This window comes from Aeromonas sp. R6-2, assembly GCF_040908155.1.
Lineage (GTDB): Bacteria > Pseudomonadota > Gammaproteobacteria > Enterobacterales > Aeromonadaceae > Aeromonas > Aeromonas schubertii.
Genome location: NZ_JBFODE010000069.1, coordinates 1 through 20,190 on the forward strand (window position 1 = coordinate 1; position 20,190 = coordinate 20,190).

18 protein-coding genes and 1 tRNA gene are annotated in these 20,190 nt (G+C 57.8%); all 19 read right to left on the minus strand.

Features of this window, described 5'->3' with window-relative positions; all coding sequences use genetic code 11:
• Window positions 1-2 precede the first annotated feature (2 nt).
• Complete coding sequence (gene tuf, locus AB5Y48_RS18360) at window positions 3-1,187, minus strand: elongation factor Tu (protein WP_060588043.1); 1,185 nt, start codon at window positions 1,185-1,187, stop codon at window positions 3-5.
• A 54-nt stretch (window positions 1,188-1,241) separates the two neighbouring features.
• A complete protein-coding gene (fusA, locus tag AB5Y48_RS18365) occupies window positions 1,242-3,347 on the minus strand; it encodes an elongation factor G (RefSeq protein ID WP_050666926.1) in 2,106 nt (701 codons plus the stop codon).
• A gap of 76 nt (window positions 3,348-3,423) precedes the next feature.
• Complete coding sequence (rpsG, locus tag AB5Y48_RS18370) at window positions 3,424-3,894, minus strand: 30S ribosomal protein S7 (RefSeq protein ID WP_005360263.1); 471 nt, start codon at window positions 3,892-3,894, stop codon at window positions 3,424-3,426.
• 94 nt (window positions 3,895-3,988) lie between these two features.
• Window positions 3,989-4,363: a 30S ribosomal protein S12 gene (gene rpsL, locus AB5Y48_RS18375; protein WP_005360265.1), complete on the minus strand. Its 375-nt coding sequence runs from the start codon at window positions 4,361-4,363 to the stop codon at window positions 3,989-3,991.
• A gap of 138 nt (window positions 4,364-4,501) precedes the next feature.
• Window positions 4,502-4,780 (minus strand): sulfurtransferase complex subunit TusB, encoded by a 279-nt coding sequence (tusB, locus tag AB5Y48_RS18380; RefSeq protein WP_050666927.1) that lies wholly within the window; start codon window positions 4,778-4,780, stop codon window positions 4,502-4,504.
• Between the two features lie 7 nt (window positions 4,781-4,787).
• On the minus strand, window positions 4,788-5,144 hold the full coding sequence (gene tusC, locus AB5Y48_RS18385) for a sulfurtransferase complex subunit TusC (RefSeq protein ID WP_050666928.1): 357 nt from the start codon (window positions 5,142-5,144) through the stop codon (window positions 4,788-4,790).
• Between the two features lie 10 nt (window positions 5,145-5,154).
• On the minus strand, window positions 5,155-5,547 hold the full coding sequence (tusD, locus tag AB5Y48_RS18390; protein ID WP_050666929.1) for a sulfurtransferase complex subunit TusD: 393 nt from the start codon (window positions 5,545-5,547) through the stop codon (window positions 5,155-5,157).
• 94 nt (window positions 5,548-5,641) lie between these two features.
• Window positions 5,642-6,022, minus strand: coding sequence for a RidA family protein (locus tag AB5Y48_RS18395; protein ID WP_050666930.1), 381 nt, complete (start codon window positions 6,020-6,022; stop codon window positions 5,642-5,644).
• Between the two features lie 23 nt (window positions 6,023-6,045).
• The gene (locus tag AB5Y48_RS18400) at window positions 6,046-6,762 is read right to left on the minus strand and encodes a transcriptional regulator (protein WP_136612656.1); all 717 of its coding nucleotides are present in this window, start codon (window positions 6,760-6,762) and stop codon (window positions 6,046-6,048) included.
• Between the two features lie 175 nt (window positions 6,763-6,937).
• Complete coding sequence (gene rpoC / locus AB5Y48_RS18405) at window positions 6,938-11,242, minus strand: DNA-directed RNA polymerase subunit beta' (protein WP_050666932.1); 4,305 nt, start codon at window positions 11,240-11,242, stop codon at window positions 6,938-6,940.
• Between the two features lie 91 nt (window positions 11,243-11,333).
• Window positions 11,334-15,362, minus strand: a complete 4,029-nt coding sequence (gene rpoB / locus AB5Y48_RS18410) for a DNA-directed RNA polymerase subunit beta (protein WP_368165412.1) — start codon at window positions 15,360-15,362, stop codon at window positions 11,334-11,336.
• A gap of 218 nt (window positions 15,363-15,580) precedes the next feature.
• The gene (gene rplL / locus AB5Y48_RS18415) at window positions 15,581-15,946 is read right to left on the minus strand and encodes a 50S ribosomal protein L7/L12 (protein WP_050666933.1); all 366 of its coding nucleotides are present in this window, start codon (window positions 15,944-15,946) and stop codon (window positions 15,581-15,583) included.
• Between the two features lie 51 nt (window positions 15,947-15,997).
• The gene (gene rplJ / locus AB5Y48_RS18420) at window positions 15,998-16,495 is read right to left on the minus strand and encodes a 50S ribosomal protein L10 (protein ID WP_050666934.1); all 498 of its coding nucleotides are present in this window, start codon (window positions 16,493-16,495) and stop codon (window positions 15,998-16,000) included.
• Window positions 16,496-16,739: 244 nt separating this feature from the next.
• Entirely contained in the window at window positions 16,740-17,441 is a 702-nt protein-coding gene (rplA, locus tag AB5Y48_RS18425) for a 50S ribosomal protein L1 (protein WP_050666935.1), read from the minus strand.
• Between the two features lie 4 nt (window positions 17,442-17,445).
• Complete coding sequence (gene rplK / locus AB5Y48_RS18430) at window positions 17,446-17,874, minus strand: 50S ribosomal protein L11 (protein WP_050666936.1); 429 nt, start codon at window positions 17,872-17,874, stop codon at window positions 17,446-17,448.
• Between the two features lie 131 nt (window positions 17,875-18,005).
• Entirely contained in the window at window positions 18,006-18,557 is a 552-nt protein-coding gene (nusG, locus tag AB5Y48_RS18435; protein WP_050666937.1) for a transcription termination/antitermination protein NusG, read from the minus strand.
• Window positions 18,558-18,566: 9 nt separating this feature from the next.
• Window positions 18,567-18,941 (minus strand): preprotein translocase subunit SecE, encoded by a 375-nt coding sequence (gene secE, locus AB5Y48_RS18440; RefSeq protein WP_050666938.1) that lies wholly within the window; start codon window positions 18,939-18,941, stop codon window positions 18,567-18,569.
• A 61-nt stretch (window positions 18,942-19,002) separates the two neighbouring features.
• A tRNA-Trp gene (locus AB5Y48_RS18445) sits at window positions 19,003-19,079 on the minus strand.
• 52 nt (window positions 19,080-19,131) lie between these two features.
• On the minus strand, window positions 19,132-20,190 hold a 1,059-nt coding region (tuf, locus tag AB5Y48_RS18450; protein WP_368165408.1), incomplete at its 5' end, for an elongation factor Tu.

Here is a 20,190-nt window from a genome sequence, read left to right on the forward strand (position 1 = left end):
GATTACTCGATAACCTTGGCTACAACGCCGGCGCCAACAGTACGGCCACCTTCACGGATTGCGAAGCGCAGACCGTCGTCCATCGCGATCGGGCAGATCAGGGTAACAACCATCTTGATGTTGTCGCCCGGCATGACCATCTCTACGCCTTCCGGCAGTTCGATGGTACCGGTCACGTCGGTAGTACGGAAGTAGAACTGCGGACGGTAGCCCTTGAAGAACGGGGTGTGACGACCACCTTCTTCCTTGGACAGTACGTATACTTCGGACTCGAACTTGGTGTGCGGGGTGATGGTGCCCGGCTTCGCCAGTACCTGACCACGCTCTACGTCTTCACGCTTCACGCCACGCAGCAGGGCGCCAACGTTCTCACCTGCACGACCTTCGTCCAGCAGCTTACGGAACATTTCAACACCGGTACAGGTGGTCTTGGTGGTCTCTTTGATACCAACAATTTCAACTTCTTCACCTACCTTCACGATACCGCGCTCTACACGACCGGTAACGACAGTACCACGACCGGCGATGGAGAATACGTCTTCGATCGGCATCAGGAACGGCATGTCGATGGCACGCTCCGGCTCCGGGATGTAGGTATCCAGGTGACCGGCCAGCTCCAGGATCTTCTCTTCCCACTGAGCTTCGCCTTCCAGCGCCTTCAGGGCAGAGCCACGTACGACCGGCAGGTCGTCGCCCGGGAAGTCGTACTCGGACAGCAGCTCACGCACTTCCATCTCTACCAGCTCGAGCAGCTCTTCGTCATCAACCATGTCGCACTTGTTCATGAACACGATGATGTACGGAACGCCTACCTGGCGACCCAGCAGGATGTGCTCACGGGTCTGCGGCATCGGGCCGTCGGTAGCAGCTACTACCAGGATTGCGCCGTCCATCTGGGCAGCACCGGTGATCATGTTCTTAACGTAGTCGGCGTGACCCGGGCAGTCTACGTGAGCGTAGTGACGGGTAGCGGTGTCGTATTCTACGTGGGAGGTGTTGATGGTGATACCACGCTCACGCTCTTCCGGCGCCTTGTCGATCTGGTCGAAGGCGAAGGCCTTACCACCGAAGTGCTTGGCCAGCACGTTGGTGATAGCGGCGGTCAGGGTGGTTTTACCGTGGTCAACGTGGCCGATGGTACCCACGTTAACGTGAGGTTTGGAACGCTCAAATTTTTCTTTAGACACGACGTAGTCCTTCTAGGTTAAACCCGCCTACCGTCGTAGGCGGGGATTCTTAAATTACTTGGATTTGCGCTCGTCAATCACTGCTTGGGCAATGTTGTTCGGAGCTTCAGAGTACTTGCCGAACTCCATGGAGTAGGAGGCACGACCCTGGGTTGCGGAACGCAGATCGGTAGCGTAGCCGAACATCTCGGCAAGCGGAACCATGGCGCGTACGATCTTGCCGGACGGACCATCTTCCATGCCTTCGATGATGCCACGACGACGGTTCAGGTCACCGATAACGTCGCCCATGTAGTCTTCCGGAGTCTCGACTTCGACCTTCATGATCGGCTCGAGCAGAACCGGACTGGCCTTCATGAAGCCTTCCTTGAACGCCAGAGAAGCGGCGATCTTGAACGCCAGTTCGGAAGAGTCAACATCGTGGTAGGAACCGAAGTGCAGACGAACACCCAGGTCTACTACCGGATAGCCGGCCAGCGGACCAGTCTTCAGCTGCTCCTGGATACCCTTGTCGACGCCCGGGATGAATTCGCCCGGAATCACGCCACCCTTGATGTCGTTGACGAACTCGTAGCCCTTGCCTTCTTCCAGCGGGTACATGTCGATCACAACGTGACCGAACTGACCGCGACCACCGGACTGCTTGGCGTGCTTACCGGTGATGTCAACCGCCTTGGAGCGGATGGTCTCACGATAGGCAACCTGCGGCTTACCAACGTTGGCTTCTACCTTGAACTCGCGACGCATACGGTCAACGATGATGTCCAGGTGAAGTTCGCCCATGCCGGCGATGATGGTTTGACCAGATTCTTCGTCGGTCCATACGCGGAAGGACGGATCTTCCTGAGCCAGACGGCCCAGTGCCAGGCCCATCTTCTCTTGGTCAGCCTTGGTTTTCGGCTCAACCGCGATGGAGATTACCGGCTCCGGGAACTCCATACGCTCGAGGATGATCGGCGCTTTTTCGTCACACAGGGTGTCACCGGTGGTGACGTCCTTCAGACCGATGGCAGCAGCGATGTCACCCGCGCGAACTTCTTTGATCTCTTCACGCTTGTTGGCGTGCATCTGAACGATACGACCAAAGCGCTCACGACGATCCTTAACGGAGTTCAGCACGGAGTCACCGGAGTTAACGATACCGGAGTAGACGCGGAAGAAGGTCAGGTTGCCCACGAACGGATCGGTGGCAATCTTGAACGCCAGCGCAGAGAACGGCTCGTCATCAGAGGCGTGACGCTCGTCCTTGGTCTCGCCGTCCATCTTCAGGCCGTCGATAGCAGCTACGTCGGTCGGAGCAGGCAGGTACTCGATCACGGCGTCCAGCATGGCCTGTACGCCCTTGTTCTTGAACGCAGAACCACAGGTAACCAGGATGATCTCGTTGTTCAGCACGCGCTGACGCAGAGCACCCTTGATCTCTTCCTCGGTCAGCTCGTCACCGCCCAGGTACTTCTCCATCAGCTCTTCAGAGGCTTCAGCAGCAGCTTCGATCAGGTTCTGACGCAGCTCTTGTGCTTTCTCTTCCAGCTCGGCCGGAACGTCTTCATAGGTGAAGGTGACGCCTTGGTCGGCTTCGTTCCAGTTGATGGCCTTCATCTTGACCAGGTCGATGACGCCCTTGAAGTTCTCTTCTGCGCCGATGTTCAGCTGCAGGGGAACCGGGGTGCCCTTCAGACGGGTCTTGATCTGCTCAACGCAACGCAGGAAGTTGGCACCGGTACGGTCCATCTTGTTGACGAACGCGATACGGGGAACCTTGTACTTGTTAGCCTGACGCCATACGGTCTCAGACTGCGGCTGAACACCACCTACGGCACAGTAAACCATCACGGCACCGTCCAGAACACGCATGGAACGCTCTACCTCGATGGTGAAGTCCACGTGACCCGGGGTGTCGATGATGTTGATGCGGTGCGGCTGGAACTGCTTACCCATACCAGACCAGAAGGCGGTGGTAGCAGCGGAGGTGATGGTGATACCACGCTCTTGTTCCTGCTCCATCCAGTCCATGGTGGCGGCGCCATCGTGAACTTCACCGATCTTGTGGTTTACACCGGTGTAAAACAGGACGCGTTCGGTGGTAGTGGTCTTACCTGCGTCGATGTGAGCGGAGATACCGATATTACGGTAGCGCTCAATGGGGGTTGTACGAGCCATTAGTCATCCTCTTACTAAGGAGTTGTCCTTAGACATGCATAAGATGCGCAGAGCCCAAAGGGCCCTGCGCAGGCAATTACCAGCGGAAGTGAGCGAAAGCCTTGTTGGCTTCGGCCATGCGGTGCACGTCTTCACGCTTCTTGACGGAGGCGCCTTTGTTCTCAGCCGCGTCCAGCAGTTCGCCGGCCAGGCGCTGAGCCATAGATTTTTCACCACGTTTACGAGCGGCATCAACCAGCCAGCGCATTGCCAGGGCATTGCGACGTACCGGACGAACTTCTACCGGTACCTGATAGGTTGCACCACCGACACGACGAGACTTAACCTCGACGGCCGGACGGATGTTGTCCAGAGCCTCTTCGAATACGGCCAGGTGCTCTTTGCCAGTCTTGGTGGCAATGATATCCAGGGCACCGTAAACGATGGCTTCGGAAACAGATTTCTTACCGTCAACCATTACTACGTTGACGAATTTAGCCAGCAGCTCAGATCCGAACTTGGGATCCGGCAGGATTTTACGCTGACCAACAACACGACGTCTTGGCATTTCAAATTCTCCGTGAACTTCAGGGGTTACCCAAAACTAGAAAGTTTTTAACTAGATAACGTATTAACGTTTGGCCTTACTTAACGGAGAACCATTAAGCTTTCGGGCGCTTCACGCCGTACTTGGAACGAGCTTGCTTACGGTCTTTCACGCCAGCACAGTCCAGAGCACCACGAACGGTGTGATAACGCACACCCGGCAGGTCCTTAACACGACCGCCGCGGATCAGAACAACAGAGTGCTCTTGCAGGTTGTGACCTTCACCACCGATGTAGGAGGTGACTTCGAAACCGTTGGTCAGACGCACACGGCAAACTTTACGCAGAGCGGAGTTCGGCTTCTTCGGGGTGGTGGTGTATACACGGGTGCACACGCCACGCTTCTGAGGGCACGCTTCCAGTGCCGGAACGTTGCTTTTATACACGTTCTTGACACGCGGCTTGCGAACCAGCTGGTTAATAGTTGCCATCAAAAGGCTCCTGGTTATGACTTCATAAACATGTGAAAAATCCTCCCCGCAGACACGGGGACGCGAAATTCTAGGTCCACATGGGCTGTGAGTCAAGATTTATACAATTGCAGAGCGCATGCTGATCGGCTCGCCAGATCATTCTCCCCAGCTCAGGGGTGAACCGTACTCGGCAATCAGATCAACCAAGCCGCCCATGGAGATCGACTGCCCCTCAAGCGCGCTGAGCCCACGCGCCTGCAGATCCTCTTGTAACACATAGAGGGGGACGCCCTGCAGCCGGCTCAGCCAGGCCTGGGTACAAGCGGCAATCACGCCGTCTTGCAACAGCACAACAGGATCCCCGGCGGTGCGATGCGCCAGACATTGCTCCAATGAACGGCTGGCAAATGGAGAGCTCATGACCAAATGCAACATGAAGACCTCAGAACATGATTCGGGTAGGAAAGTCGAGCCAACGGGCCGTCAGCCGGTCACGCTCCAGCACAGTGACCGGGATGAGCAGTCGCTCCTGTGTCAGCCCTCGCTCCCGTAATGCTTCGGCGCACACATAGACCTGCTCGATGTCATAGAGCTCGAGCAGACGGAAGGTAGGGGCATAGTGGCGCTGCCCTATGCCATCCGGCTGCTGGTTGTCCAGCAGTTGATAGACGCCATCCTCAATGAAGAAGAGTGCCAGCTCCTCGGTCAGCGCCGAGGTGGCCAGCACGGCATCGAGCCCTTCGCGGCCGTGGGCGGTGCCATGAGGGGCATGGCGAGTGATAAACGCAACCTGGTTCACTGGGCTCTCCTTAAAACTGCACGAAACGGTCGGCTTCCAGGGCGGCCTCGGCAAGCTGTCCCAATCCGCTCATCACGAAGGGCGCCTGTAGATTCGAGTGCTCCATACCCAGGCTTGTTGCCTCCTGTCCGTCCACCACACCCCGTCGCAACGCGGCCGCCACGCATACATCGAGGCGAAGTCCCTGCTCCAATGCCAACTCACTCCAGAGGCGATGCGCATCCACCTCATCGCTGGCCGGTGCCAACAGGCAGTTGCCATTGCCGACCCCATCCTGATAGAAAAAGAGATGGCTGATACGATGGCCCTGGGCCAGCACGGAGCGGGCAAAGCGATAGGCCGTATGGGAGCGCTCGCTGCCATAGGCAGGCGCTGTCACCAGAATGGCAAACGTAAGGCTCATAAAACTTTTCCTCCGGGATTTGGCCTCAATTCTAGGTGAGGCACCGCCGATCAAAAAAGCCCCCGAAGGGGCTTTCATCGAAACAGGATTAGCCTCAGCTGTAGGCGATCGCTTCGACCTCGACCAGCACATCTTTGGGCAGACGGGCGACCTCGACACAGGAGCGGGCCGGCGCGGCCTCACCAAAGTACTTGGCGTAGACCTGATTGAAGGCCACAAAGTTATTCATGTCGCTCAGGAAGCAGGTGGTCTTGAGTACCTTGTCAGCCCCGGAACCCGCCGCGTCCAGCACGGCCAGCAGGTTCTTCATGACCTGCTCGGCCTGGGCCTCGATACCCCCCGCCACGATCTCCATGGTGGCCGGGTCAAGCGGGATCTGGCCAGAGGTGAAGACCAGCTCACCCAGACGGGTCCCCTGAACATAGGGCCCGATGGCGGCCGGCGCCTTGTCGGTTGCAACGATCTGTTTTGCCATGAAGCTATCCCCCTGTTTGGCAGTTATTCGCTCTCTTCTTCACCCTGCTTGCGCTGTCGGATGTAGAGATAGACGGTGTGTTTGGAAATGTTGAGCTTGTCCGCCACCAGATTGATGGAATCCTTGATGTCAAAGATCCCCTTCTCGAACAGCTGGGTGACGATGAAGCGATTCTTGGCGTTGTTGGCCACGGTCGGGTCGCGATTGATCTCGTCAATGGTGTTGTCCACCGTCTGGGCGACCAGCTCCTCCACGCTGTTGGCGAAGGTCTCCGGCGTGTGCTTCTCCACCTGCTGCGGGGTGGGGAAAAACTCGGCCACAAACTCGTGGAACGGCGCGTTGATATGCAGATTAATACAAATGAGACCGATGACCTTACGCTCTTTGTTGCGTATCGCAATGGTGGTCGACTTCATCAGGGCACCGGTACGGCTACGGGTGAAGTAGCTGTGGGTGTAGTCTTGCCCCGTGGTCTCGATATCCTTGAGCATGCGCAACGCGAGATCGGTGATCGGCGCTCCCAGGGTTCGCCCGGTATTGAATCCGTTGGCGATCATGATGACCGACTCATGGAGGTTTTCCAGGGAGTGCAGCACCACTTCACAATGCTTGCCGAACAGTTCGGCCATCCCCATCACCACGCCCTCGTATGAGCGCAACAGCTCCTTGTCCTCAGCGGTGAACGTGCGGCTGATCGGAGTCTCTTCCGGTAGCAGCGCCTCTTCAATACCGACTGTCATGGTATCTCCCTGTAAAAACCGTATAACTTCGTCGAGTTTTCAGAGCCGACAAGGGCTTGTCAACTTTTTTTGATTTTTTACGTCATAAGCTTGAGTCAGATCATCCTGCTCCGCTCATTGCGCGATGAACACAAATAAAAAAAGGGCTCCCAACGGGAGCCCTCTTCATCACAGCTTACTCTTCGTCGAAGCTGCCGGCTGCATTGAGCAGATCCGCGAGGTTCTGCTGCGCTTCATCGGCGGTCACCTGGGGGATACCCACATCGCGGGCCGCAGCGGCACGCTTGTTGATACGACCCTGGTGGTACGCAAAGCCGGTACCGGCCGGGATCAGACGGCCCACGATCACGTTCTCCTTCAGACCGCGCAGTTCATCGCGCTTGCCACCAACGGCGGCTTCGGTCAGTACGCGGGTGGTCTCCTGGAAGGAGGCCGCGGAGATGAAGGACTCGGTGCTCAGAGAGGCCTTGGTGATACCCATCAGCACGTGGCGGAAGCTAGCCGGTGTCTTGCCTTCGGCAACCAGGCGACGGTTGGCGATGTTGACACGAGCCACTTCAACCTGCTCGCCATCGATGAACTCGGAATCACCGGAGTTCATGATCTCACACTTACGCAGCATCTGACGTACGATGACTTCGATGTGCTTGTCGTTGATCTTAACGCCCTGCAGACGGTAAACGTCCTGCACTTCGTTAACGATGTAGTTGGCAACCGGGCTGATACCACGCAGACGCAGGATGTCGTGAGCAGACTCGGGACCGTCGGCCAGGACTTCACCCTTGGTGACCTTTTCACCTTCAAAGACGTTCAGGTTACGCCACTTCGGAATCATCTCTTCGTAGATGTCGCCACCTTCGGTCGGAGTGATCACCAGACGACGCTTGCCCTTGGTCTCCTTGCCGAAGGAGATGGTACCGGAGATCTCGGCCAGGATGGCCGGCTCTTTCGGCTGACGCGCTTCGAACAGGTCGGCAACACGCGGCAGACCACCGGTGATGTCCTTGGTACCGCCGGATTCCTGCGGGATACGCGCAACCGCGTCACCCACACCCACGTTGGCACCATCTTCCAGGTTGACGATCGCCTTGCCCGGCAGGAAGTACTGGGCGGCGACGTCGGTGCCCGGGATCATCACATCGTTGCCGGCGGCATCGACCAGTTTAACGGTCGGACGCTTCTCTTTACCCATGCTCGGACGCTCGTTGACATCCAGCACGACGATAGAGGAGAGGCCGGTCAGTTCGTCGGTCTGACGGGTGATGGTCACACCATCGATCATGTCTTCGAAGTGGATACGACCGGCCACTTCGGTGATGATCGGGTGGGTGTGCGGATCCCAGTTCGCGACTGTCTCACCGGCGGTCACCGCCTGGCCATCTTTCACCTCGAGCACGGAACCGTACGGGAGCTTGTGGCTCTCTTTGGTACGGCCCATCTCGTCCATGATGGTCAGTTCGGTAGAACGAGAGGTGATAACCAGCTTGTCTTCGCTGTTGTGAACGAACTTGGCGTTCTGCAGCTTGATGGTACCGGTGTTCTTGACCTGGATGCTGCTCTCGGCAGCGGCACGAGATGCGGCACCACCGATGTGGAAGGTACGCATCGTCAGCTGGGTACCCGGCTCACCGATGGACTGGGCGGCGATAACACCGACCGCTTCACCACCGTTGACCAGGTGACCACGGGCCAGATCACGGCCGTAGCAGTGAGCACAGATACCGAAGTCGGTCTCACAGGTGATGGCAGAACGAACCTTGACGCGATCCACGGAGTTGCGCTCCAGCAGGTCACACAGGCGCTCGTCCAGCAGGGTGTTGCGCGCAACCAGAACTTCGTCCTCGGTGCCCGGCTTGATCACATCCTCGGCCACCACACGACCCAGCACGCGCTCGCGCAGCGGCTCGACCACGTCGCCACCCTCGATGAGGGGGGCCATCCACAGACCTTCGACGGTGCCACAGTCTTTCTCGGTAACGACCATGTCCTGAGCCACGTCAACCAGACGGCGGGTCAGGTAACCGGAGTTAGCGGTTTTCAGTGCGGTATCCGCCAGACCCTTACGGGCACCGTGAGTGGAGATGAAGTACTGCAGTACGTTCAGACCTTCACGGAAGTTTGCCACGATCGGGGTCTCGATGATGGAGCCGTCCGGCTTCGCCATCAGGCCACGCATACCGGCCAGCTGACGGATCTGGGCGGCAGAACCCCGCGCACCGGAGTCGGCCATCATAAAGATGCTGTTGAAAGAGGCTTGCTCTTCCTCTTCGCCCAGGGAGTTAACTGCACGCTCCTTGGACAGGTTCTCCATCATGGCCTTGGAGACGCGCTCGTTGGCGCTGGCCCAGATATCGATAACCTTGTTGTAACGCTCGCCCGCGGTCACCAGACCAGACAGGAACTGGTCCTGGATCTCGGCAACTTCGGCTTCGGCTGCCGCGATGATCTCTTTCTTGGCATCCGGGATCAGCATGTCGTCGATGCCTACGGAGGCACCGGACAGGGCCGCATAGTGGAAACCGGTATACATCAGCTGGTCAGCGAAGATGACGGTGTCCTTCAGGCCCTGCTTGCGATAGCAGGTGTTCAGCAGACGGGAGATCTGCTTCTTGCCCATGGCCTGGTTGGAGACGTACTTGATCCAGTTTTGCGGATTGGCAGCCAGATCGGCCTTGGCGGCATCGTTCAACACCATCGGCGGGTCGATCAGCGCGTACTCCATGCCTTTGGGCAGGATCAGGCTCAGGATCGCACGACCAACGGTGGTGTTCTTCATCTCGGTCTTGGCAACCAGCTCACCGGCTTCGTTCTTCACGTACTCGGTGATACGGACCTTGACGCGAGCGTGCAGATCGGCCAGACCGGCGCGATACACCTTCTCGGCTTCCTTGGCGCTGGACAGCACCATACCTTCGCCCTTGGCGGCGATACGGGCGCGGGTCATGTAGTACAGACCCAGTACCACGTCCTGGGACGGTACGATGATCGGCTCACCGGAGGCGGGCGACAGGATGTTGTTGGTAGACATCATCAGGGCGCGCGCTTCGAGCTGGGCTTCCAGGGTCAGGGGTACGTGTACCGCCATCTGGTCACCGTCGAAGTCCGCGTTAAACGCGGCACACACCAGCGGGTGCAGCTGAATCGCCTTGCCTTCGACCAGGGTCGGTTCGAACGCCTGGATACCCAGACGGTGCAGGGTCGGCGCACGGTTCAGCATGACCGGGTGCTCGCGAATCACTTCGTCCAGGATGTCCCAAACGACCGCTTCTTCGCGCTCCACCATCTTCTTGGCAGCCTTGATGGTGGTCGCCAGACCACGGGTCTCCAGCTTGCCGTAGATGAAGGGCTTGAACAGCTCCAGGGCCATCTTCTTGGGCAGACCGCACTGATGCAGGCGCAGGGTCGGACCTACGGTGATAACGGAACGACCGGAGTAGTCGACACGCTTACCGAGCAGGTTCTGACGGAAACGACCTTGCTTACCCTTGATCATGTCGGCCAGGGACTTCAGCGGGCGCTTGTTGGAGCCAGTGATGGCGCGGCCACGACGGCCGTTGTCCAGCAGCGCATCCACAGATTCCTGCAGCATACGCTTTTCGTTGCGCACGATGATGTCCGGGGCAGCCAGGTCGAGCAGGCGCTTCAGACGGTTGTTACGGTTGATCACGCGGCGGTACAGATCGTTCAGATCGGAGGTCGCGAAGCGGCCACCGTCGAGCGGCACCAGCGGGCGCAGATCCGGCGGCAGCACCGGCAGCACGGTCATGATCATCCACTCCGGCTTGTTGCCGGATTGCAGGAAGGCCTCCATCAGCTTCAGACGCTTGGTGGTCTTCTTGCGCTTGGTCTCGGAGTTGGTCTGATCCAGCTCTTCGCGCATGGTACGCACTTCGCCTTCCAGATCGATGCCGCGCAGCAGCTCGAGGATGGCTTCGGCACCCATCTTGGCGTCGAACTCGTCACCCCACTCTTCCAGGGCGTCCAGATACTGCTCTTCGGTCAGCATCTGGCTGCGCTCGAGGTTGGTCATGCCTGCTTCGATCACCACGTAGGATTCGAAGTAGAGCACGCGCTCGATGTCGCGCAGCGTCATGTCCAGCAACAGACCGATACGGGACGGCAGGGACTTCAGGAACCAGATGTGGGCGGTCGGGCTGGCCAGCTCGATGTGACCCATGCGCTCACGACGCACCTTGGTCTGAGTCACTTCAACGCCGCACTTCTCGCAGATCACACCGCGGTGCTTGAGGCGCTTGTACTTGCCGCACAGACACTCGTAGTCCTTCACCGGCCCGAAGATACGGGCACAGAACAGACCATCGCGCTCCGGCTTGAAGGTACGGTAGTTGATGGTCTCAGGCTTCTTGACCTCACCGAATGACCACGAACGGATCATGTCGGGAGAGGCCAGACCGATTTTGATGCTATCAAACTCTTCGGTCTTGGTCTGAGCCTTCAAAAACTTGAGTAAGTCTTTCACGTGTTTCCCCTGTCAGGAGTCTAACCTCGGCGCCCCAACTGCCTAAACAGCGGGGCGCCCACGTCAATTTGCGAACAATAAGAGCGTGCTCTTACTCTTCTTCCAGCTCGATGTTGATACCCAGGGAGCGGATTTCCTTCAGCAGTACGTTGAAGGACTCGGGCATGCCCGGCTCCATACGGTGGTCACCGTCCACGATGTTCTTGTACATCTTGGTACGGCCGTTCACATCGTCAGACTTGACGGTCAGCATCTCCTGCAGGGTGTATGCCGCACCGTAAGCCTCCAGGGCCCACACTTCCATCTCACCGAAACGCTGACCACCGAATTGAGCCTTACCACCCAGCGGCTGCTGGGTAACCAGGCTGTAGGAGCCGGTAGAACGCGCGTGCATCTTGTCGTCTACCAGGTGGTTCAGCTTCAGCATGTACATGTAGCCAACGGTAACCTTGCGCTCGAACGGCTTGCCGGTGCGGCCGTCGATCAGGGTGATCTGACCGGATTCCGGCAGATCGGCCAGCTTCAGCAGCGCCTTGATTTCGCGCTCCTTGGCACCGTCAAACACCGGAGTGGCGACCGGCAGACCCTTACGCAGATTGCTGACCAGGGTACGCACTTCGTCGTCGGAGAGCTCGGCGATGTCGACCTGCTGGCTGTCCTTCTCGCCCAGGTCATAGACCTGTTGCAGGAAGTTGCGCATCTCGTGCAGCTCGCGTTGCTCCTTGACCATGCGATCGATCTTCTCGCCGATCCCCTTGGCCGCCAGGCCCAGGTGAACTTCGAGGATCTGACCGATGTTCATACGAGACGGTACGCCCAGCGGGTTCAGTACGATGTCGACCGGACGGCCGAACTCGTCATGGGGCATGTCTTCGACCGGGTTGATCTTGGAGACCACACCCTTGTTACCGTGACGGCCCGCCATCTTGTCACCCGGCTGGATGCGACGCTTAACGGCCAGATAGACCTTGACGATCTTCAGCACGCCCGGCGCCAGGTCATCACCCTGGATGATCTTGCGACGCTTGTTCTCGAACTTCTTGTCGAAGTCGGCTTTCAGCTCGACGTGCTGCTCGGCGATCTGCTCCAGCTCGGTCTGCTTGCCTTCATCTTCGATGGCCAGCTCGAACCACTTGGTGCGATCCAGCTTGGAGAGCTTCTCTTCGCTGTAGCCAGAAGCGATCAGCAGGTTGCGGGCACGACCGAAGATACCGTTCTCGAGGATCTTGAACTCCTCGGTCAGGTCCTTCTTGGCCTGCTTGAGCTGCATCTCTTCGATTTCTTTGGCACGCTTGTCCTTCTCCACGCCATCGCGGGTAAAGACTTGCACGTCGACCACGGTACCGTAGACGCCGTTCGGCACGCGCAGGGAAGAGTCCTTCACATCGGAGGCCTTCTCACCAAAGATGGCGCGCAGCAGCTTCTCTTCCGGAGTCAGTTGGGTTTCACCCTTCGGGGTCACCTTACCGACCAGGATATCGCCACCCTTCACCTCGGCACCCACGTAGACGATACCGGACTCGTCCAGCTTGGACAGAGCAGCTTCACCCACGTTCGGGATATCGGCGGTGATCTCCTCCGGGCCCAGCTTGGTATCACGGGAGATACAGGCCAGTTCCTGGATGTGGATGGTGGTCAGACGGTCTTCCTGAACGATTCGCTCGTTAAGCAGGATGGAGTCTTCGAAGTTGTAACCATTCCACGGCATGAACGCGACGCGCAGGTTTTGGCCCAGCGCCAGTTCGCCAAGATCGGTGGACGGGCCGTCAGCCAGCACGTCACCGGCCATCACCGGCTCACCCAGCATTACGCAGGGGCGCTGGTTGATACAGGTGTTCTGGTTGGAACGGGTGTACTTGGTCAGGTTATAGATGTCGATACCGGCTTCGCCAGGCATCAGCTCATCTTCGTTCACCTTGATCACGATGCGGGAAGAGTCGACCTGGTCAACCATACCGCCACGCTTGGCGACGACGGTTACACCGGAGTCAACGGCCACAGCACGTTCCATACCGGTACCAACCAGCGGCTTGTCGGAGCGCAGGGTCGGCACGGCCTGACGTTGCATGTTCGAACCCATCAGTGCACGGTTCGCGTCATCGTGTTCGAGGAACGGGATCAGGGCCGCAGCAACGGAAACGATCTGTTGCGGGCTCACATCCATGTACTGGATCTGATCGGCGTTCATGAAGGTGGATTCGCCCTTGTGACGGCAGGGGATCAGCTCGTCTTTCAGGCGGCCGTCTTCGGTGGTCGCGGCGTTAGCCTGAGCGATCACGTACTTGCCTTCCTCGATGGCGGAGAGGTACTCGACCTCATCGGTGATGACGCCGTCGATCACCTTGCGGTACGGAGTCTCGAGGAAGCCGTACTCGTTGGTACGGGAGTAGACGGACAGGGAGTTGATCAGACCGATGTTCGGACCTTCCGGAGTCTCGATCGGGCACAGACGACCGTAGTGGGTCGGGTGCACGTCTCGCACTTCGAAGCCGGCGCGCTCACGGGTCAGACCGCCCGGGCCCAGCGCAGAGATACGGCGCTTGTGGGTCACTTCGGACAGCGGGTTGTTTTGGTCCATGAACTGAGACAGCTGGCTGGAACCAAAGAACTCTTTGACCGCGGCGGAGATCGGCTTGGCGTTGATCAGATCCTGCGGCATCAGCGCATCCAGGTCGCCCAGAGAGAGGCGTTCCTTGACCGCACGCTCGACACGGACCAGACCGACGCGGAACTGGTTTTCGGCCATTTCACCGACGGAACGGATACGACGGTTACCCAGGTGGTCGATATCGTCCACTTCGTCGTTGCCGTTACGGATGTCGATGAGGCGCTTCATGACATCGACGATGTCATCCTTGGTCAGCACGCCCACGCCAGTCTCGTCTTCACGACCCAGACGGCGGTTGAACTTCATGCGACCCACGGTAGACAGATCGTAGCGCTCGGAAGAGAAGAACAGGTTCTCAAACAGCTGCTCGGCGGCCTCGCGGGTGGGCGGCTCGCCCGGACGCATCATGCGGTAGATTTCTACCAGCGCTTCCAGGCGGTTGCTGCTGGAGTCGATGCGCAGGGTCTCGGACATGTAAGCACCGTGGTCCAGTTCGTTGGTGAACAGAACCTCGAAGTGCTTGAAGCCAGCCTGAGACAGGTTGGCGATCGCCTCCAGGCTCAATTCCTGGTTGGCGGTGACGACCAGCTCGCTGGTCTGCGGGTTCAGGTATTCCTTGGCGGAAACCTTGCCCACGACGTACTCCACCGGCACCTCGATCTGGGTGACAGCGTCTTTTTCCAGCTGGCGGATGTGACGGGCGGTGATACGGCGACCCTTCTCCACGACCACGCTGCCATTGGCAACGATGTCGAAGGTGGCGGTTTCGCCACGCAGGCGCTCGGGCACCAGATCCATCATCAACTTACCATCCTTGATCTCGAAACGAATGGTTTCGAAGAAGGTGGCCAGGATCTCTTCAGTGGTGAAGTCCAGGGCACGCAGGATGATAGAAGCCGGCAGCTTGCGACGACGGTCGATACGCACGAACAGGTTGTCCTTGGCATCGAACTCGAAGTCCAGCCAGGAACCACGGTAGGGAATAACGCGTGCGTTATACAGCACCTTACCGGAGGAGTGGGTCTTGCCCTTGTCGTGGTCGAAGAAGACACCCGGGCTGCGGTGCAGCTGGGAGACGATAACACGCTCGGTACCGTTGATTACAAAGGTGCCGTTATCGGTCATGAGCGGGATCTCGCCCATGTACACTTCTTGTTCCTTGATGTCTTTGACGGTGCCGGCTGCTGCTTCACGATCGTACAGGACCATGCGAAGTTTGACGCGCAGCGGCGCGGAGTAGGTCACTCCACGGATTTGGCATTCTTTTACGTCAAATACCGGCTCACCCAGGCGATAGCTGACATACTGAAGCTCAGCACTACCGGAGTAACTGGTGATCGGGAAAACGCTACGGAAGGCGGCCTCAAGGCCGTACGCACCCTCCGGGTCAGCCTCGATGAACTGCTTGAAGGAGTCCAGCTGAATGGACAACAGATAAGGCGTGTCCAGTACCTGGTCTCGCTTACCGAAGTCCTTACGAATGCGTTTTTTTTCGGTATAAGAGTAAACCATAGGGTTCCTCAGCTCGCTGATAAGTGACCCACTCTGCCCAAGGGGGCAGCTCTGTCAACACCGTTTTTGTAGACCGGACGGCAAGGCCGTCCAGGGCTGCGATTCTGAGAGACGAAAACGGTGTGAAATGCTCTCAGTCTACAGCGCAAAAGGGCCGGTGAACAAAAATTCACCAGCCCTAGCCTGATTAGTCTCAGGCTAATCTACATAAATGCAGATTATTTGACCTCAACGGAGGCACCGGCAGCTTCCAGCTCTTTCTTCAGAGCTTCAGCTTCGTCCTTGGACACGCCTTCCTTCAGGTTAGCCGGAGCGGATTCAACCAGATCCTTGGCTTCCTTCAGGCCCAGACCGGTGGCGCCACGAACAGCCTTGATAACGGCTACTTTGTTGGCACCGGCGCTGGTCAGAACTACGTCGAACTCGGTCTTCTCTTCTACGGCTTCAACAGCAGCCGGGCCAGCCATTACGGCAGCAGCAGCGGAAACACCGAACTTCTCTTCCATGGCGGAGATCAGCTCAACAACTTCCATTACGGACATGGAAGCAACGGCTTCGATGATTTGGTCTTTAGTGATAGACATGACAAAAATTCCTGATATTGAAATGACTTAAACTGCCTATAGAGGCGAGAATCAAGCAGCTTCTTTCTGATCGCGGACAGCAGCGATAGTACGAACCAGCTTGCCAGCGGCGGCTTCCTTCATGGTAGCCATCAGCTTTGCAATTGCTTCTTCGTAAGTCGGCAGCGTGGCCAGACGATCGATTTGTGCAGCGGCGATAAACTCACCGTTAAAAGCGCCGGCCTTGATCTCGAACTTTTGGTTCGCCTTGGCAAACTCTTTGAACAGGCGGGCAGCAGCGCCCGGGTGCTCGTTAGAGAATGCGATCAGGGTCGGACCGCTGAATGCGTCGTTCAGGCACTCGAATTCGGTACCTTCAACAGCGCGACGCAGCAGGGTGTTACGCACAACGCGCATATACACACCAGCTTCACGAGCGCTCTTACGCAGGGCGGTCATCTTGTCTACAGTAACGCCACGAGAATCGGCAACCACTGCGGACAGGGCGCCTTTGGCAGCTTCGGCGACTTCAGCAACGATCTGCTTTTTGTCTTCGAGTCCCAATGCCATTGGCTTAACTCCTGGATATAACCTGGGCCACCGTGACCCAGAAATTGAACACCCCTCGCGGGGAACGATATCGGTGGCAGGATTCCAGAAGAGAAAAATTCTCTCTCGCTGGGTTTCCGGCACCGTCTACGCAGGAAAATTAAGGTTTTTCAACCACCTGCGGTCTTGGACGGAGGCGAAGCCCCCAACCAAACTCAAGGCGCAAAATTTTAGTTCAAATTTTGCGCCTTGTAAATCAAATCAATTAGGCTTGCGCGTCCAGGGAGGCCTGGTCAACGGCAACACCGGCACCCATAGTGGTGGAGATGCTTACCTTCTTGATGTACTGGCCTTTGGCGGAAGAGGGCTTGGCCTTCTTCAGGGCAACCAGCAGGGCTTCGAGGTTCTCTTTCAGCTGAGCTTCGTTGAAGGAGACCTTACCCAGAGTGGTGTGGATGATACCGTTCTTGTCGTTACGGTAACGAACCTGACCGGCCTTGGCGTTCTTGACAGCTTCGGCAACGTTCGGGGTTACAGTACCAACTTTCGGGTTCGGCATCAGGCCACGCGGGCCCAGGATCTGACCCAGTTGACCAACAACGCGCATGGCATCCGGAGAGGCGATGACGACGTCGAAGTTCATTTCGCCCTTCTTGACCTGCTCAGCCAGGTCATCCATGCCAACCAGCTCAGCACCGGCAGCCTTGGCGGCTTCGGCGTTGGCACCCTGGGTGAACACGGCGACGCGGACGTCACGACCGGTACCGTGCGGCAGCACAGTGGCGCCACGGACGTTCTGGTCGGATTTACGAGCGTCGATGCCGAGGTTAACGGCAACGTCTACGCTCTCAACGAACTTGGCGGTGGCCAGTTCTTTCAGCAGGGCAATGGCTTCGTTGATGCCGTACTCTTTGGTACCGTCAACTTTCTCGCGAATTACGCGCATGCGCTTGGACAGTTTAGCCATCGTCTTATTCCTCCACTACCAGGCCCATGGAACGGGCGGAACCGGCGATGCAACGAACTTTGGCGGCCAGGTCGGCACCAGTCATGTCCGGCTCTTTGGTCTTGGCGATCTCTTCCAGCTGGGCAACGGTCACTTTACCGACCTTGTCCTTGTTGGGCTTGGAAGAACCAGACTTGATGCCAGCGGCTTTCTTCAGCAGGAAGGAAGCGGGCGGAGTCTTGGTTTCGAAGGTGAAGGAACGATCGCTGTACACGGTGATCACGACCGGAGTCGGAGCGCCTTTTTCCAGCTTCTCTGTACGAGCGTTGAACGCCTTACAGAATTCCATGATGTTCACACCGTGCTGACCCAGGGCCGGACCAACAGGGGGGGACGGGTTGGCCGCACCAGCAGCAACCTGCAGCTTGATATAAGCTGTGACTTTCTTAGCCATTACAAAATACCTCAAAAATGGGTTCTAGCGCCTCGGAGACATGCTCCTGCAAACGGCTCCCCAACTAAAAAGGGGCAGCGAATTATAGTGATATTCGCTGCCCCTGACAACACATTATGTGCAGAACTTAATCAGCCTTTCTCGACCTGGCTGAAGTCCAGCTCCACCGGGGTGGAGCGACCGAAAATGAGCACAGAGACCTTCAGGCGGCTCTTCTCGTAATCCACCTCTTCGACCACACCATTGAAGTCGGCGAACGGACCATCGGCCACACGAACCATCTCACCCGGCTCGAACAGGGTCTTCGGCTTCGGCTTGTCGTGGGCATCCTGCAGGCGATTCAGGATGGCATCGGCCTCTTTGTCGGAGATCGGCGCCGGGCGGTCGGAGGTACCACCGATGAAGCCCATGACGCGCGGGACATTGCGCACCAGGTGCCAGGAGGTCTCATCCATCACCATCTGCACCAGGACATAGCCCGGGAAAAACTTGCGCTCGCTCTTGCGCTTCTGGCCGGCACGCATCTCGACCACTTCTTCGGTCGGGACCAGTACTTCGCCAAACTTCTCTTCCATGCCGTGCATCTTGATATGCTCGCGCAGGGATTTGGCAACACGGCCTTCGTAGCCGGAAAATGCCTGCACTACATACCATCTCATACGTTGTTCACGTTGCTCAGTCATGGTTATTCCTTACACACCGGTAATGAGGTTGACCAGCCATACCAGGGCGCCGTCCAGCACGAACAGCAGCAGACCCATCACAGCGGTCACCGCCAGCACAATCAGGGTTGTCTGAATGGCTTCCTGACGGGTCGGCCATACGACCTTGCGCACTTCGAGGCGGGACTCGCGAGCAAAGGCCAGGGTAGCCTTACCCTTGGTGGTTTGCAGGGCCAGAGCGCCGGCCACAGCGATGACAACGACCACACCCACAGCGCGGACGACGGCAGAGACACCGCTACTCAGCAGGTAGTTACCCACTACAGCGGCCGCCAGGATGATGAAAACCAGGCCCCAAAGCAGGGTATCCTTGCTTCCGCCCTGGCTCTCAGAATTCACACTCATACAACCTACCTGTATCTGACGTTACCAAAGACACAAAAGCCCCGCACTTGGCGAGGTATGCTGGCAGGGGCGGAGGGACTCGAACCCCCAACCATCGGTTTTGGAGACCGCTGTTCTACCAATTCGAACTACGCCCCTGCATAAGAAAGCCCCTATTATAGGGGCTTTCACTATTCATTGTAAGCCTTGATTACTCGATAACCTTGGCTACAACGCCGGCGCCAACAGTACGGCCACCTTCACGGATTGCGAAGCGCAGACCGTCGTCCATCGCGATCGGGCAGATCAGGGTAACAACCATCTTGATGTTGTCGCCCGGCATGACCATCTCTACGCCTTCCGGCAGTTCGATGGTACCGGTCACGTCGGTAGTACGGAAGTAGAACTGCGGACGGTAGCCCTTGAAGAACGGGGTGTGACGACCACCTTCTTCCTTGGACAGTACGTATACTTCGGACTCGAACTTGGTGTGCGGGGTGATGGTGCCCGGCTTCGCCAGTACCTGACCACGCTCTACGTCTTCACGCTTCACGCCACGCAGCAGGGCGCCAACGTTCTCACCTGCACGACCTTCGTCCAGCAGCTTACGGAACATTTCAACACCGGTACAGGTGGTCTTGGTGGTCTCTTTGATACCAACAATTTCAACTTCTTCACCTACCTTCACGATACCGCGCTCTACACGACCGGTAACGACAGTACCACGACCGGCGATGGAGAATACGTCTTCGATCGGCATCAGGAACGGCATGTCGATGGCACGCTCCGGCTCCGGGATGTAGGTATCCAGGTGACCGGCCAGCTCCAGGATCTTCTCTTCCCACTGAGCTTCGCCTTCCAGCGCCTTCAGGGCAGAGCCACGTACGACCGGCAGGTCGTCGCCCGGGAAGTCGTACTCGGACAGCAGCTCACGCACTTCCATCTCTACCAGCTCGAGCAGCTCTTCGTCATCAACCATGTCGCACTTGTTCATGAACACGATGATGTACGGAACGCCTACCTGGCGACCCAGCAGGATGTGCTCACGGGTCTGCGGCATCGGGCCGTCGGTAGCAGCTACTACCAGGATTGCGCCGTCCATCTGGGCAGCACCGGTGATCATGTTCTTAACGTAGTCGGCGTGACCCGGGCAGTCTACGTGAGCGTAGTGACGGGTAGCGGTGTCGTATTCTACGTGGGAGGTGTTGATGGTGATACCACGCTCACGCTCTTCCGGCGCCTTGTCGATCTGGTCGAAGGCGAAGGCCTT

Bases quoted from the DNA above. Each gene is read 5' to 3' on its own strand.
- fusA (WP_050666926.1), bottom strand. From the start codon at position 3,347: ATGGCTCGTACAACCCCCATTGAGCGCTACCGTAATATCGGTATCTCC.
- rpsG (WP_005360263.1), bottom strand. From the start codon at position 3,894: ATGCCAAGACGTCGTGTTGTTGGTCAGCGTAAAATCCTGCCGGATCCC.
- rpsL (WP_005360265.1), bottom strand. From the start codon at position 4,363: ATGGCAACTATTAACCAGCTGGTTCGCAAGCCGCGTGTCAAGAACGTG.
- tusB (WP_050666927.1), bottom strand. From the start codon at position 4,780: ATGTTGCATTTGGTCATGAGCTCTCCATTTGCCAGCCGTTCATTGGAG.
- tusD (WP_050666929.1), bottom strand. From the start codon at position 5,547: ATGAGCCTTACGTTTGCCATTCTGGTGACAGCGCCTGCCTATGGCAGC.
- AB5Y48_RS18395 (WP_050666930.1), bottom strand. From the start codon at position 6,022: ATGGCAAAACAGATCGTTGCAACCGACAAGGCGCCGGCCGCCATCGGG.
- AB5Y48_RS18400 (WP_136612656.1), bottom strand. From the start codon at position 6,762: ATGACAGTCGGTATTGAAGAGGCGCTGCTACCGGAAGAGACTCCGATC.
- rpoB (WP_368165412.1), bottom strand. From the start codon at position 15,362: ATGGTTTACTCTTATACCGAAAAAAAACGCATTCGTAAGGACTTCGGT.
- rplL (WP_050666933.1), bottom strand. From the start codon at position 15,946: ATGTCTATCACTAAAGACCAAATCATCGAAGCCGTTGCTTCCATGTCC.
- rplJ (WP_050666934.1), bottom strand. From the start codon at position 16,495: ATGGCATTGGGACTCGAAGACAAAAAGCAGATCGTTGCTGAAGTCGCC.
- rplA (WP_050666935.1), bottom strand. From the start codon at position 17,441: ATGGCTAAACTGTCCAAGCGCATGCGCGTAATTCGCGAGAAAGTTGAC.
- rplK (WP_050666936.1), bottom strand. From the start codon at position 17,874: ATGGCTAAGAAAGTCACAGCTTATATCAAGCTGCAGGTTGCTGCTGGT.
- nusG (WP_050666937.1), bottom strand. From the start codon at position 18,557: ATGACTGAGCAACGTGAACAACGTATGAGATGGTATGTAGTGCAGGCA.
- secE (WP_050666938.1), bottom strand. From the start codon at position 18,941: ATGAGTGTGAATTCTGAGAGCCAGGGCGGAAGCAAGGATACCCTGCTT.